Source organism: Vibrio sp., from assembly GCF_048266485.1.
Classification (GTDB): Bacteria; Pseudomonadota; Gammaproteobacteria; order Enterobacterales; family Vibrionaceae; genus Vibrio.
The window spans coordinates 84,579-99,859 of record NZ_JBLWZK010000005.1 but is presented as its reverse complement, the minus strand read 5'-3'; the positions used below and the strand labels follow the sequence as shown (position 1 = coordinate 99,859).

General features: G+C 40.9%; 10 protein-coding genes. 2 read left to right on the top strand and 8 right to left on the bottom strand.

The features are described 5' to 3' along the window. Positions 1-39: 39 nt before the first annotated feature. From ACN0T8_RS08565 to hemL, 5 genes are all read right to left on the bottom strand, one after another. Positions 40-1,722, bottom strand: coding sequence for an ABC transporter substrate-binding protein (locus ACN0T8_RS08565; protein ID WP_417880213.1), 1,683 nt, complete (start codon positions 1,720-1,722; stop codon positions 40-42). 876 nt (positions 1,723-2,598) lie between these two features. Continuing rightward, positions 2,599-5,982, bottom strand: coding sequence for a response regulator (locus tag ACN0T8_RS08560; protein WP_417880212.1), 3,384 nt, complete (start codon positions 5,980-5,982; stop codon positions 2,599-2,601). A 287-nt stretch (positions 5,983-6,269) separates the two neighbouring features. Then, on the bottom strand, positions 6,270-7,292 hold the full coding sequence (rsmC, locus tag ACN0T8_RS08555) for a 16S rRNA (guanine(1207)-N(2))-methyltransferase RsmC (protein ID WP_417880211.1): 1,023 nt from the start codon (positions 7,290-7,292) through the stop codon (positions 6,270-6,272). Positions 7,293-7,422: 130 nt separating this feature from the next. Further along, positions 7,423-8,508 carry an AI-2E family transporter gene (locus ACN0T8_RS08550; protein WP_417880210.1) on the bottom strand — a complete coding sequence of 362 codons (1,086 nt, stop codon included), beginning with the start codon at positions 8,506-8,508 and terminating at the stop codon, positions 7,423-7,425. 334 nt (positions 8,509-8,842) lie between these two features. Then, a complete protein-coding gene (gene hemL / locus ACN0T8_RS08545; protein WP_417880209.1) occupies positions 8,843-10,135 on the bottom strand; it encodes a glutamate-1-semialdehyde 2,1-aminomutase in 1,293 nt (430 codons plus the stop codon). Between the two features lie 372 nt (positions 10,136-10,507). Here hemL and erpA point away from each other — a divergent pair, with 372 nt between their 5' ends. Next, positions 10,508-10,849: an iron-sulfur cluster insertion protein ErpA gene (gene erpA, locus ACN0T8_RS08540; RefSeq protein WP_086961842.1), complete on the top strand. Its 342-nt coding sequence runs from the start codon at positions 10,508-10,510 to the stop codon at positions 10,847-10,849. Between the two features lie 123 nt (positions 10,850-10,972). Here erpA and ACN0T8_RS08535 read toward each other — a convergent pair whose 3' ends face one another. Next, positions 10,973-12,262, bottom strand: coding sequence for a peptidoglycan DD-metalloendopeptidase family protein (locus ACN0T8_RS08535; RefSeq protein ID WP_417880208.1), 1,290 nt, complete (start codon positions 12,260-12,262; stop codon positions 10,973-10,975). 139 nt (positions 12,263-12,401) lie between these two features. Here ACN0T8_RS08535 and tyrS point away from each other — a divergent pair, with 139 nt between their 5' ends. Beyond that, a complete protein-coding gene (tyrS, locus tag ACN0T8_RS08530; RefSeq protein ID WP_417880207.1) occupies positions 12,402-13,589 on the top strand; it encodes a tyrosine--tRNA ligase in 1,188 nt (395 codons plus the stop codon). Positions 13,590-13,682: 93 nt separating this feature from the next. Here tyrS and ACN0T8_RS08525 read toward each other — a convergent pair whose 3' ends face one another. After that, entirely contained in the window at positions 13,683-14,303 is a 621-nt protein-coding gene (locus ACN0T8_RS08525; RefSeq protein ID WP_417880206.1) for a TRIC cation channel family protein, read from the bottom strand. A 79-nt stretch (positions 14,304-14,382) separates the two neighbouring features. Next, entirely contained in the window at positions 14,383-15,225 is an 843-nt protein-coding gene (locus tag ACN0T8_RS08520) for a helical backbone metal receptor (RefSeq protein ID WP_417880205.1), read from the bottom strand. Positions 15,226-15,281 lie beyond the last annotated feature (56 nt).

Here is a 15,281-nt window from a genome sequence, read left to right as displayed (position 1 = left end):
GTGCGCTGCTAGCAAATGAGCGCACCGCGGGGTTGCATGTTACTTAACAGGTTTTAGGTCTAGCACTTGTAGTAGACGCTCTGGAATACCAGCCCAAATGTTTGGACGACCTTTCGGGTTTTTCTCATTCCACCAACCTGTGAATCGTTTAGTGTTGTACTGGAACATGTATGCGCCAGACATCACCGGTACGGTCACTTGGTTTTCAGCAATGATTTTCTGGATTTTATGAGCGATATTTAACTGCTCATTTTTATCCGCTGTTTTGTAGAAGCTATTTAACAAGCTATCTAAATCAGCGTTTTTAAAGAAGTGCATTGCGAAACGTGGCATACCGTCACCACTTTGTAGTGCTGAGTTATATGCTGAGTTCCAGTAAGTGTATGGATCTGCACCGTGGAAATAGTTGGTGTAAGCCACATCGTAGTTACCTTCTAGCATTGCTTGGTTATAAACCGCAAATTCAGGCGTACGAGCTTTGGCTTTAATGCCAACATCTTGTAGTTGTTCAACCGCAAGTTGTACTGTGTTGTTAAAGTCGGTCCAACCGTTTGGTGATTGAATCAGTAGCTCGAAAGACTTACCAGATGGGGTATCGACAAACCCATCACCGTCTTTATCGACAAAACCAGCTTTCTTCAATAATGCTTTAGCGCCTTCAACGTTATAAGTGTTGTACTTCTTATATTCGTTGTGAACTTTCTCATCAGACCAAGCTTCAAATGCATAACCTAGACCTGAAGCGAAATCGTTTGGAGTACCGCCACCGTAGAAAGCGATATCGATGATAGTTTGACGATCAAGCGCCATAGAGAATGCACGACGGAAGTCAACGTTAGTCAATGCTTCTTTCTTCGCAGGATCTTTTTCTGCAAAGTTAACCATGAATGCTTGTGTGCCTGATGGCGGGTACCAGTAGTGGTGATTAGGGCTTACTGATGCGTAAGTTTTATCGATATCTGGTACGAATGACGATGTCCAATCAAGCTCAGAGTTAACGATTTTGCCAAGTAATTGGTCATTGTTAGCAATTTGTGGAACACGTAAACAGTCAACTTCTAGGTTGTCTGCATCCCAGTAATTAGGGTTACGACATTGGATGTAAAGCTGTGGTGTAAAGGTATCAATATCTGTAAACGGACCAGTACCTACTGGGTTTTCGTTGGTAAAGCTTGTTGGATCTTTTACGTCTTTCCATACGTGCTCAGCAACAACAGGCACTTTAGAAATTTCGTAAGGTACGTTTGAGTTTGCTTCTGTTAAGTGGAAGACAACTTGGTAGTCACCTTTTTTCTCAACACTCTTCACCCATTTGTTGATACCTGATTGGTCTAGTGCTGGGTATTCTTTTACTAGGTTGAAAGAATAAACCACATCGTTAGCGCTGAATGTTTCACCATCAGACCATTTTACGCCTTCGCGAATATCGAAAGTGACAGTCATTAGGTCATCAGACATTTTGAAGTCTTTAGCAAGACGCATAACAGGCGTATTACCGTGCATTTCATTAAATACAACTAAAGGCTCGTAAATGAAATCTGTGGTTGTATGTAGGTTTGTTGCACCCAAGTATGGGTTAAAGTTACGAACAAATGTAGGGTAGAAGTTTGGTACTACCGTTAGCTCGCTGCGCTCTGCAGCGGTGGCTACCGAAGTAAAACCTGTTGCTGCGACAGAAAGTACTGCTGCTGCGATTGCTGTTTTCTTGATATTGGTAAGCATAGCTGTTCCTTACTTTTGCTTTTGTATTAGCTTAATTAAAAGGAATGTCATCAATTGATAAACACTCGCTTAAGACCTACCTCATTCATGTCACTTTCTGTATTTGAGTGTGATGTTCTGTTACACCCTATGTGACATTTCAGAGTGGCCTGTAGGCCTTTGGCAATACAAGAAAACACCTTAGCGTTGAAACCGTCAATTTCTATTCCCGTTAAAAACGTTAAAATATAGGGGGTTCTCGTTGAAAACGTTAAAATCCGGGTTTTATGGTTAATATTTAATCTTTTTTGTTGCGTGACTCTTGTCACCTTTTATTGGTTTTAGTTGGTATTAAGTGAGTGCTTACTATCTTTATTTTTTATTATTATTATGGTGTTTTATATTTTTTGTTTATTTGTTGATAATGATCACTATTCGATTTGTCTCTTTGTTTTTGTTGGAAAAATAATATTGCCGATTTGTTGTGAGTGGCTTCTCATTACCTATAAAAAATAAAAATAATGATTTTTAAATCGATATTTTGTTGAAATAAACAACAGTACTGGTGGTTTTTAATGTTGTTTATTTTAATTGAAAAATAAGTGTTTGAGCCAGTATTATCAAGAATAAATGATGCTTTAGTGACTCTATATCAATGATAAGTAGGTGACTCTTTATAGGGGGATAGGCTTTCTTTGGCCGGATGAGTTATAACAACTAATGGCTTATTTAGAATAACTGGAATGCAATAGCGATGGGCTTTAAAGAGGAAGAACAGAAGGTCATCATATATGGTGTTCTATAAGTATGGGATCGAGAAGGTGTTTTACCCATCGTAAAATTAAAGCCAGCATACTGATGCTGGCTTTTGTTGTGACAACGGTAGAGGCTATTTTGTTAGGTGGTAATAAGCGTTTGTAGCTTCTCTCTGCAACTTAATAATTGCTGTCGTTGAGGCGTTTCTGATGACGTATGCTGTAAAATATAGTCAATGGTATTCAGCACGGTACGCCAGCGAGGTGTTTTCGGTAAGGTTTCGATTCTTAAGTACTTATCTAACGTTCGGGTTTGTAAAGTACTACGATCAAGGTATACGCGCCATAGGCCACTTTGTTCCGCTAAATTAAATTTAGTTTGGCCGCTATCTGATTCCCAATAATCCAGTGCACAGTTCATCGTCTCGACTAATATTTCACGCATTAACTGCTGTTTATCTTCGCTTTTATTTGACACTTTATCGGCTAGACGTGTGAATTCCCCGCCTAATTCTTTTAATTGTTGGAGTTTGTTTTTATCCCCTTCAAAGGCGTAGCTTGAGAGCGCTTCAATTGCCGTTTCTAGATTATCAATACGTTGAGCATTCACGCCACCGCCTACGTTGAATATATAGATGTATTTTAAGCCAGACCCTTCAGGTAAGGTTAAAATATCGGTCTTGATATGCTCTCGTTTATCTTCAATGAAAATGTCGACTTCACCGCAGAAATGTTCTTGAGCAGTTTTAAGAAATTTCGGTGCAATAATTTCATCGGCTTGGGAGCGTTTAAGCTGTTCTGGCGTACGCCTGAATAACTTGGCTGCTGAATCATTAGCAAAACGAACTCGACCATCCTCTCGAACACAAATGATGGCTTCCGGTGCAGATTCTAGCTGTTCTAGTAAGCGACCTTGAGTTTCCAGCAAGCTAGCCTCTACTTGTTCACGAATTCGTAACTCTTGTTGTAATTGAGCATTTTCAAGGCGGCGAATTTCCGCTTTACTCGCCGTTAAATGCGCACGAATACGAGCCGCTAACTCTTGCTTGTTAAAAGGTTTGGTGAGGTAGTCGTTTGCCCCGCAATCAAAGCCTTTGATCCTGTCACTGGTTTGGCTTAATGCGGTTAATAAAATCACGGGGAGTTGACCATGATCATATTGTTGGCGAATTTCTTGGCAGGCTTCATAACCACTCATGCCCGGCATCATAATATCGAGCAACACCAATTCAGGCTTTTCTTCTTCAATTAATTGGATGGCACTCAGTCCATCACTCGCAGTACGAACTCGGTAGCCTTCTAAGCGCAAGAAGCTATCTAAAATTTGTAGGTTGACCGGTTCATCATCAGCAACGACTAATAGTGGGCCATCTGGATTTTGCGGTAAGGAAGAATCATCAATATTGACAAAGTTATGCGCATCCGGCACCTGAAAGTGACTCTGTAATTCATTTTGTTGATAATGGTCAATTTGCTGCTGGTTTGCGATAGGCAAAGAGAAGCTAAAGGTTGTTCCTACCATTGGCTGGCTACTGACATATAGAGTGCCGCCCATAAGCTCAATTAATTGACGACTAATCGATAATCCAAGCCCTGCACCTTGGCGATAACGGCTTGCATCTTGTCCTGCTTGAATCAGTGGCTCAAAAATATGTTCGAGCTGATCAGCCGGGATCCCTTGCCCCGTATCGACGACTTGAATTCGAACTTTTTGTTCTAGTACGGTTGCCGAGATGATGATCTTACCTTCGGAGGTATATTTAATGGCATTACCGACCAAATTATACAGTACTTGCTCTAAGCGTTGGGCGTCGGCTAATACTAGAGGTAGCTCTTGTGGCGTTTGATTAATAATGCGAATCGGTTTACTACCCAGTAGGTGTTTAGATAACTCTAGTACCAATTGAGTGGTTGCTGTTAAATCAACCGTAGTAGTTTGAATATCAAGATTGCCATAACGCATTTTATGGTAATCCAATAAATCATCAACTAGAGTGGCTAAGCGTTGGCCGCTATTGATGATTATCGAAAGTTGATGCTTTTGATTCGCAGGAATAGGGCCGTTAGATCCTGAGTTTAATGCTTCTGCAATCCCGACCATCCCATGTAGAGGGGTTCTTAATTCATGTGAAGTGGTGGCTAAAAACTCATCTTTTAATTTATTCGCTAGATGTAATTCATCATTTTGTTGACGGATGATTTTGATATTGTCTTCGAGCTTGGTGTTTTGGTCGCCGATTAATTCTATCTTGTCTTTGATTGAACGTTGCATACGAGCAAAGCTAGTAGCGAGTCGGCCTATCTCATCTTTACGATCAATATTAATAATATCTTGTGATAAATCACCAGCGGAGACTCTTTCTGTCACCCAAGTTAATTTAAGCAAAGGTCGGGTAATAAAGTTCGATAGGTAGTGAGAACAGATAAATACCACAATAATGCCAATTAGCATCACAATATAAAAAATATGCTTTAACTGTTGAACGCGCGCGTAGGCATCTTTTTCTGGCAATTCAATGATTAAAGCCCAAGTCTTACCTTGTATTTTAATTGGGGTGTAAGCGGCGATAATTTCTTCATCGAGGCTGTTGGTAAAAGAGCCTACTGCTGTTTGCCCGGCTAACGCTTTTGTGACGACTTCATTACTGGCATTAATTTGCTCGGAAGTGATCCCTTGAATTTTGGCTTGCTGATCGGTGCCAACCAGTAACTTGGTCACATCCTTATTATTGTCTGCTACTGTGTTGGTTAAGGCAGTACTTGGCAATTTAAACATCGCATAACTGTGTAAGTAGCCTTGCTGAATGATCGGCGCGCCAATCCATAGAATCTGTTCGCCATTTTGATTGGAAAAGTCAGACAATATAATAGGGGTGTAGTCTTCGTTATTTTTACGTGACTCTTTAACAGCTGCGATCAGTTGTTGAAAGGTTGTACCTAAAGGCGAATCTTTATACTTACCCGAAATCAAGTTAGTGCCAAATTCATCGTTCTTGTTAACTGAATAAGCAACGTCACCTTCTAAATCAACCAATAAGATATCGGTGAAATCGGAGCGTTTTAAAATATCAACATAAGCCCAGTGGTAACGTTTATGCAGTAATCGATAACGCTCGGTGCTGGCATAGTTAGGTGATCCTGGCAATACTGAGGTTTTTATTTGATCGCCAGAGCCAGGAATATAACGTTGTTGCGCATTTGTGCGAACTTGCTCTGGTGTGTCGCCTAGTTTGTTAAATGCACTTATTAATCCATAAAAGCGTCCGCCGCTTGCATAGGCGAGCTCTGAGCGCACCATGCCCATCACTTCGGACTCTTTAGATTTTAAATAATCGTTAATTTGTTGTTTTTTTGTGTCGCGAACTGAGGTCAAATATGAGGTGCTTTGTTCTTGTAGGTCTTGGGTGTGAGAATGAAGGAAAAACAGACCAATAATCGTGAGAGGGGTAAGACTTAAAACCAGAAAGGCCACCATTAAAGTGTGTTGAAGTCTTTGAAATTTATGAGTCTTATTGGACTTAAACATGATGATACTGCTTGCCTGTTCTAGGTGAATAACTTAAAAAAGCTGACTAAAGTTACTTGAGCTTAGTTTAGCTTAGGTCTAATAAAGAAGACACACTGTAGATAATATGCCTTTTTACTATTTTATGCGCGAATAGTTAAGCAAACTTGATTTTCGACAGTAAAAAAGGTGATCGACCGCTATGAATACCAATAAATTGTCAAAATTGTGGGCTAGGTTCAGATAATAAAAAACGTGATATTTGAGAGTTTAAATATCACGCTATTAGAGTCAATTGAGGTGTGAGGTTATTTCTGAGCGGAGTATATTGAGAATTTGGTATTTTTATCGAGTGTGATGCATTCGCCAAAAGCCTTTTGAATAATCGGAGGGTATTTCAGGAAATTATTGGCCACTATGATCATTTGACCTGCATGGGATAAGTAGTTCGGCGCTTGGGAAAGCAAGTTTTCTGCTGCAGAATAATTGGTATCTAGTCCTGAATGGAAAGGTGGGTTGCTAATTAAGTAGTTATATTTTCCTGTGATATCGGAATAGATATCTGAGGCAAATACGGTTCCTTTTAAGCCGTTTGCTTGTAAGGTTGCTTTACTTGATTCAATCGCAAGCGCACTGATGTCGCACATTTCCAGTGAGATGTTTGGGTTACGAGTTGCCATAACACTGCCGATCACACCCGCACCACAACCAAAATCGAGTACTCGCCCTTTTAATTTAGGTAAGGTTGCTAGTAGTAGTTCACTCCCTTTATCAAATTCACCATGGCTAAATACACCCGGTAAACTTTTAATGGTTAAGGTATCTTGACCTATGGTAATCGGGTAGCTCTTGTACCATTCCGATAGAGTGAAAGGCTTCGCCGGAGTTTGACATTGTCCCCAATAAAATGAACAACGTCTGGCAGAGTCATACTTTTTGATGATGCCATATTGGCTAAACATCTTTTCGATACTTTTTACACCAGATCGGTTTTCACCAATGACACAGATTTCGGTATTGACACCCAGTTTGTCCATCAACATCGCCAGTAAATATTCGGCTTCGGCTTTCGCTTTTGGCCAATATAACAGCAGCATATCTGCCTGAGTGTCGGCTTCTAGCTGCGAACCAAAGTATGATTGTATATTTGGCTGTTGTTCAAATTTTTTATGGTAACCGTAATGGGTAGTGAAAATGGATACCGACTCACAATGATTGGCCAATTCAAGACAAAATAAATCTTCCGCTTCGCCGGCAATTAATACATGTTTGCCGTGAAAGAATTCGAGTTGACGTTGTGCAATTTGGCTTGGCGCTGTGTAAGTGGACATGAACTTTCTACCTAGTAATAAAACAGGCCTGATTTTCTCATAATCAGGCCTGGATACCAATCGAAACAATCGTGTGTGGTTTCTCTACCCAAGTGAATTCAGAATCTTGAAGTGACTTGAGTATATAGCGTTAGCTATTATCTTGCATATTGAGGAAGTGCTTAAATTCTTCTTCGTACATTTTAAATAACACCATGGTTATCGCAAAAATGAGTGGGCCATAGATCAAACCGATCAAACCAAATAGCTGAATACCACCGAGTAGAGCAAAAAAGATCATCAAGGTATCCATGCCTGCACTGCCTTGCATTAACAATGGGCGTAATAGATTATCGATGGAACCAATCACTGCAACTCCCCACACCACAATGAAAATCGCCCAAGTGATCTCTCCGGTGAGAAACAGATAGGCAGCCGCCGGGATCCAAACTAATGCGGTTCCGACGACCGGAATAAAAGAGGCCGCCCCGATCATGGTGCCTAAAAATAGACCGGGTAGTCCAACAATCCAGAATGCCAGTCCACCCACCACCCCTTGGGCAATAGCGGTTAGGAAAGAGCCAAGTACGGCAGATTTGGAGACTTGCTCAATCTCGCTTAATAGACGATCTTCTTGGCTGCGTGATAAAGGCAGAATATGTCGCATACCATCAACCAATCTTTCCTGATCGCGTAGTAAAAAGAACAATACAAACAACATCAAAAAGAAGTTCATAATAAAGTTGGTAGCATCACCCAAAATCCCAGCACTGATAGAGACTAAAGTGCTTCCAAATTGAGAGATGAACTTTGCGGCGCGTTGAGCTAATTGCTGGGGGTCGATATTATCAAAAGGTAGATAATGATTAATGATGCTTAAACCTTTCACTACATAAGGTTGCGCCAATACTTCTTGAATACCGCCATGGGTCGCCCAAGCATAGACGGTTTGCGATAAGTTGGCTCCTTGCTGAACGATTGATGCGAAAATGGCGAGCAAAGGAAGTACGATCACAAAGGTCAGTAATAAGCAGGAAAGAAAAGCGGTACTATTACGGTGATTTGGCCAGCGTAAATTTAATTTATTGTGTAATGGGAACACTAACAAAGAAATAATAAATGCCATGATGATCGAGTTTAGATAAGGCGTGATCAATAAGTAGCAGGCATAAGCAGCGCAAAGTAGGGCAATGATCAGCACCCAATGTGTGGCTGTCATTCTAAATTTTGTGGGCATGGATCTTCCTTGCGTAATAGTAGTCATCAGGAGTATGTTGTTACCAAAAGATAAGCGGTAACATTATCGCTATTATAATGGCGACAATTGGTAATGTGATCAATCGAAGATTTTGAGTTATCAGCTTTGATCAAATAGAGAGGAGTCAAACGATGGGCTGTTGTGATAATAAAAATGGCTGTAAGAGTAAATCGAAAAAGCCGATTCCATGGTTTACGTTGCTCATTTTACTATTGGTTATTCTAGTGGTGTTTAATTGGCATTAATGACTAGTAAATAAAAAAGCGCTAGAGCAACTCTAACGCTTTTCCTTTATTGACTTCTGGAAAGTGAATTACTTATCTTCCGCCATCACAGCAAAGCAACGTTCAGCCGCTTCAATAGTCGCTTCAATTTCACGTGATGAGTGAGCCAGTGACATAAAGCTTGCTTCAAATGCTGAAGGTGCTAGGTAAATACCGTGCTCTAACATCAGGTGGAAGAAACGTTTAAAGCGCTCAGTATCACACTTGGTCACATCTTCGTAGCAGGTAATGGTTTTTTGCTCGGTAAAGAAGAAACCAAACATGCCGCCAACACGGTTAACGGTAAATGGAATACCATACTTTTCAGCCGCTTTCTTTAAGCCTTTCGTTAACTGTTTGGTTCGCTTAGCAAGGCGAGCTTCATTTTCTTCACCTTGTAACTCTTTTAGGCACGCTAGACCCGCCGCCATTGCGATTGGGTTACCTGATAACGTACCTGCTTGATAAACAGGGCCGGTTGGTGCGATATATTGCATAACCTCTTTACGACCACCGAAAGCCCCGACAGGCATACCGCCACCAATGATTTTTCCAAGAGTAGTTAAGTCAGGCTTAATATCGTAGTAATCTTGTGCGCCACCTTGAGCAACACGGAAACCTGTCATTACTTCATCAAAAATTAGTAGTGCTTTGTGCTCATCACAAATTTCACGTAGACCTTCTAGGAAACCATCAACTGGTGGAATGCAGTTCATGTTGCCGGCAACAGGCTCAACAATGATACAAGCGATTTGTTCTGGGTTGGCTTCAAATAAAGCGCGTACCGAGTCTAAATCATTAAAGGTTGCGGTTAAGGTGTGCTTAGCAAAATCAGCCGGAACACCTGGAGAGCTAGGTTGACCTAGCGTTAATGCGCCAGACCCCGCTTTTACTAGTAAGCTATCCGCATGACCGTGATAACAACCTTCAAACTTTAGGATTTTATCGCGACCAGTAAAGCCACGGGCTAAGCGAATTGCGCTCATGGTTGCTTCAGTACCAGAGCTTACCATGCGAAGTTGTTCCATTGATGGCACCATCTCTGAAACTAATTCGGCCATTTTGATTTCAGTTTTAGTTGGAGCACCAAAGCTTAAACCACGTTCTGCTGCTTTGATAACGGCATTGCGAATCGCTGAATTATTATGGCCAAGGATCATCGGGCCCCAAGAACCCACGTAATCAATATAAGCTTTGCCATCGGCATCAAAAATTAATGCACCATCAGCACGTTCAATAAATAGGGGATCACCACCCACACCGTTAAAGGCTCTTACTGGAGAGTTAACGCCACCTGGAATGGTTTGTTGGGCTTTTTGGTATAGTTCAGCAGACTTGCTCATGCTCTATCCTTAAATAATGCTATTTCTTTGCTGCTCTATCGGCTGAAAAGTCAGAGCTCGAGCAGATGAGATAATTTCAGTCGCATTGTATCTAAGCTGACGAGTTTTGCACTTTTTTCACCGAGGTTTTTGGCTATGGTTGGGATTTTCGGAGAAAAGGTCTAGTTTTTAGTAGAAAAAAGCCAATCCTGTTTCTGTTAAGTTACTAGGCTATAGTTTAATTTCGATTAACTCACGATGAATACTTGAACGATAAGGTCAGGTATTAGATAATCAAGTCATCTGAAATTCATTTCAATGATGAAGTGTGTTCTACCCAAATCGTCGTGCCAAGTAGATAACTTGGTAACAACGCTAATGAGAGAGGTCGTCATGAGCGATGAGCAATTACCATTATCTTTTTCTGACACTGCAGCGTCTCGCGTTAAAATGCTGATTTCTGAAGAAGAAAATCCAGATCTAAAATTACGCGTGTATATTACTGGCGGTGGTTGTAGTGGTTTCCAATATGGTTTTACTTTTGATGAGAAGGTAAATGACGGCGATATGACGATTGTTAAGCAAGGTGTAACATTGGTGGTGGATCCTATGAGCTTACAGTATCTAATTGGTGGAGTGGTTGATTATACTGAAGGCCTTGAAGGTTCTCGCTTCTTCGTGAACAACCCAAATGCAACGACAACTTGCGGTTGTGGTGCATCATTTAGCGTTTAACTGCAAAACCTAAACTTAAGACGTTTATAAATAATTCCAAGTAAAATGCCCCGTTGATAATTAAATTAACTGGGTATTTTTTATTTAATGATATACCCAGTCACTTGGGTATATCAGTTTTGATTATTTATCTTGAGCAATTAAACGATGATCGTATTGGTTTAACTTATCAAGCTGCTGCTTGGCAAGTTTAACAAAACGGGTTTTCTTGTCACCGGTTAGCGATCTTGATTGAGGTAAATCCACGGTTCTTGGGTTCTTATGTATGCCATGGACCAAAAATTCATAGTGTAAGTGAGGACCGGTTACGCGTCCGGTACCTCCCAATGTTCCTATGGTATCGCCTTGTTTAACTCGTTGCCCCGTTTTCACTAATCGCTTTTTCATGTGCAAGTACTTGGTTATATAGGTACTGCTATGGCGAATGAATACATAGTTACCGTTAAATTGGTTATAGCCTGCCTTTTGAACAATACCATCACCAGCTGCCCAAATTGGAGTGCCTACTGGTGCAGCATAGTCGGTGCCCCTATGTGGGACCACTTTACCTGTTACTGGATGACGTCGAGTTGGATTAAAGTTTGAAGTGACACGACGAAAATCAATTGGTGAACGTAAAAAAGCTTTTTTCATTGCTCGACCGTCGGGAGTGTAATAGTTACCATCTTCTGGGTTGAGTACCGCTTTAAATGTTGCTCCTTGGTTAGTAAATACTGCTGCTAGAATCTTTCCGCCACCAATATTTTTACCTTCGACAAATTGCTCTTCAAATAACACTTTAAAATTATCACCAGCACGAATATCTAGTGCGAAATCGATATCCCAACCAAAAATACCAGCCAATGACATTATTTGGTTTGCCGTTAAGCCAGATGTCACCGCAGCATTCCAGAAATTAGAAGTAATGGTCGCTTCCGCATGGTTGAAATGTTTATTGATTTCTTTTTTCTCAATATGCGATTGAAAGCCATCTTTGGTTTTTGAAATGCGAAAAGACTCGTAAGCCGAGATTGGTCGGATTAACTGAGTAAACTCATGGTTTTCATTAAAACCAAAAATGAGTTTATCGCCAGGACGTAGGCGTGAGAGTTGATTCTCAATATCTTTATTAGAAGATACTAATTGATAGAGTAATTGAGCTGATAAACCAATGCGATTAAAGAGTAGAGCTGTGCTTTCGCCTGATTTAACCGTGTAAGTTTCCCAGTCTGTAAACACTTTTGGTGGGCCTTGCTGAATAAAGATGTCTTCAGGAATAACCAGTGGATAATGTTTACCTACTTTTAAGCGAGGTTCATGTTGGGTTAACTCTTCCATATCAGGTAAGGAAAACGTCACGATAACGGTTAAAGCACTGATAAATCCGATCAGTACTTTATGAAAAATAGGTAGTTGGCTAATGAATGCGCGCATTATTAAAAAAAATTCTGTTATTAAGGCAATTAATTGCTCGGAAAAATAAGATGAGTCAGTCTAACTGGTTTCCAAAAACAGCGCTATTGCGTATTATGTTCTGATACGTATTTTTACAGAATTGTTGGAGTAAACCTAAATGTCGAGCATTGAAGCGGCACTGGCTGAAATTAAGCGTGGTGTAGAAGAACTAATTCCAGAAGAAGAACTGATTGCCAAATTAAAAGAAGGCCGCCCACTAAGAATTAAATTGGGTGCTGATCCTACTGCGCCAGATATCCATTTAGGCCATACTGTTATTTTAAATAAGTTACGTGCCTTCCAAGAGCTAGGCCACGAAGTAACGTTTTTGATCGGCGACTTCACCGGTATGGTTGGTGATCCAACGGGTAAAAATACTACTCGTCCACCATTGACTCGTGAAGATGTTCTCGCCAATGCTGAAACTTATAAACAACAAGTGTTTAAGATCCTAGATCCTGCGAAAACCAAAATTCAGTTTAACTCTGAGTGGTTATCGGAACTTGGTGCTGAAGGTATGATCCGTTTAGCGGCGAATCAAACCGTTGCTCGCATGCTTGAGCGTGATGATTTTAAAAAGCGTTACTCAAGTAATCAGCCAATTGCTATTCATGAATTTATGTACCCTTTACTACAAGGTTACGATTCTGTTGCGATGGAAACCGATGTTGAATTGGGAGGTACTGACCAGAAGTTTAACTTGTTGATGGGACGTGAATTGCAAAAATCTAATGGTCAGAAGCCACAGGTAGTACTGATGATGCCTTTGTTGGTCGGTTTAGACGGCGAGAAGAAAATGTCTAAATCTGCCCACAACTACATTGGTGTGAGTGAATCTCCGACTGAAATGTTCGGTAAGATCATGTCTATTTCTGATGTGTTAATGTGGAGCTACTACGAGCTTCTTTCTTTCCGTCCATTAGAAGAAATTGCACAATTTAAAGCTGATGTGGAAGCCGGTAAAAACCCACGTGACGTGAAGATTTTGTTAGCCAAAGAAATCATTGCACGTTTCCATAGTGAAGCCGATGCAGACGCGGCGGAGCAAGAGTTTATAAACCGTTTCCAAAAAGGTGCGATGCCAGATGAAATGCCAGAGTTTGAATTTGAATCCGGTATGGCCATTGGTAACGTATTAAAAGAAGCAGGCTTAGTCGGTTCAACATCAGATGCCATGCGCATGATTCGTCAAGGTGCAGCAAAAATTGATGGTGCGAAAATTGAAGATACTAAGTTAGTACCAGAAGTAGGTACTGCGGTGTATCAGGTTGGTAAACGCAAGTTTGCACGTATTACTATCAAGTAATACCGCTTAGTTATATCAATCAAAAGGGAGCCAATGCGCTCCCTTTTTTTGCCTATTGTCTCGCCTTTATTTATATTTTTTATATCAAGCGAATTAGCTTTTCATTGATAAGGTGGGCAGAGATAGGTGCCAACGTATAGCCGCTAAACGAATGCTGAGTGTTGTGGCTACCCCTAGTAAAAAAGCTGGTTGAGATGGGAGGCCAAAATATAAAGCAGCAGTATGGGTGATCCCGCCAGCGATACACGCAGTCGCATAGATCTCACTTCTCAGTACCATTGGGATTTCACGGGCGAGAATATCGCGAATAATACCACCGCCACAGCCTGTTAATACTCCCATAATCACAGCAATCATCATAGAGTCTTGCAGTAATAAGGTTTTTTCCACACCAATACCGACAAACACAGCTAAGCCAATGGCATCGCAAACTGGCAGAAAATACCAAGGCAGTTGTTTGGGTTGTCTGACGAGTAATAGTGTTGCTAGGCAGGTAATAAAAATTACCCATAAATAATTGTTATCGATGATCCAAAATACTGGCGTTGCACCTAACATCATATCGCGAATAGAGCCGCCGCCAATGGCCGTTACACTGGCGAGTACTACCATGCCAAAAGGATCCATTTTCAATCGAGCGGCAAGTAGTACTCCAGAAATAGCAAAGATAGCAGTGCCGAATAAATCAAACAAATACAGTAAAGTGATATCCATGAGGTATGGTCTTCGTTTGGGTCTGAGAAGGTTAAAGTTGGCGCAGATTCTACTGGTAAAAATCGTTCACGCCAAATGGTTATTTTGAACGAACTTTATCCAAATAAGCACACACTTGTTTTATTGCTTTTAGGCTACGCATGGTTGGACGTGATAACCAGTCTGGGTTAACCGACCAAATAAAACTATGTTTAACTGCTGGTATCTGCGTCCAATTTTGCCATGTAGTGTCATCGTTAGTGGCGAGATGGGAATGAAAAATCACCTCAGGTTGCAAAGCGATAACTTGTTCGACGCCAATTTGCGGATAAGCAACACGGGTCGTGGTTAATACATTTTCTCCGCCACAGATCTGAAAAATATCAGTTGGCCAATTAGGGTTAGTGACTGACATCATTGGCTTTTGGCTGAGTTGATAAAAATAGCGAACCTTGGCTTGATCGTGATACTGAGAGCGTAGTTGAGTTAACACAGCTTCAAATTTAGCGGCATTATTTTTCCCCAATGATGAGTCTTCTGCCCACTGGCTGAGTTGTCTCAGATTTTTGGGAATATCATCCAAGCTTTCAATCGATGAGTAGTAGATAGGAATGCCAAATTTTTCTAATTGATCGAGTTCACGAGAGTTTGCATTTTTTTTCCATGCGATCACGAGATCAGGTTGTAGCGCTAAAATACGTTCTAATTTGATGCCTTGATAATTAGCCACTTGCTCAATATCTTTGGTTTTTGGTGGGTAGTCACTAGCCTGGCTTACACCAATCAGTTTATCGCCAAGCCCTGCAGAAAAAGCGAGTTCGGTAGCATGTGGGGACAGGGTTATCACACGTTGTGCTACATGGGGGGAAAGTGGGGCGGCCAATATTTTTGAGGATAAAAAGAGCGTCAGTAACATTAGCGGTGTAACTGTACGAGCGTACATATTTTATGGTTTCCTCATCCTTGAGCTAATATAGCCATGAGAGATTTCATGGCTAT

Bases quoted from the DNA above. Each gene is read 5' to 3' on its own strand.
- ACN0T8_RS08565 (WP_417880213.1), bottom strand. From the start codon at position 1,722: ATGCTTACCAATATCAAGAAAACAGCAATCGCAGCAGCAGTACTTTCT.
- ACN0T8_RS08560 (WP_417880212.1), bottom strand. From the start codon at position 5,982: ATGTTTAAGTCCAATAAGACTCATAAATTTCAAAGACTTCAACACACT.
- rsmC (WP_417880211.1), bottom strand. From the start codon at position 7,292: ATGTCCACTTACACAGCGCCAAGCCAAATTGCACAACGTCAACTCGAA.
- ACN0T8_RS08550 (WP_417880210.1), bottom strand. From the start codon at position 8,508: ATGCCCACAAAATTTAGAATGACAGCCACACATTGGGTGCTGATCATT.
- hemL (WP_417880209.1), bottom strand. From the start codon at position 10,135: ATGAGCAAGTCTGCTGAACTATACCAAAAAGCCCAACAAACCATTCCA.
- erpA (WP_086961842.1), top strand. From the start codon at position 10,508: ATGAGCGATGAGCAATTACCATTATCTTTTTCTGACACTGCAGCGTCT.
- ACN0T8_RS08535 (WP_417880208.1), bottom strand. From the start codon at position 12,262: ATGCGCGCATTCATTAGCCAACTACCTATTTTTCATAAAGTACTGATC.
- tyrS (WP_417880207.1), top strand. From the start codon at position 12,402: ATGTCGAGCATTGAAGCGGCACTGGCTGAAATTAAGCGTGGTGTAGAA.
- ACN0T8_RS08525 (WP_417880206.1), bottom strand. From the start codon at position 14,303: ATGGATATCACTTTACTGTATTTGTTTGATTTATTCGGCACTGCTATC.
- ACN0T8_RS08520 (WP_417880205.1), bottom strand. From the start codon at position 15,225: ATGTACGCTCGTACAGTTACACCGCTAATGTTACTGACGCTCTTTTTA.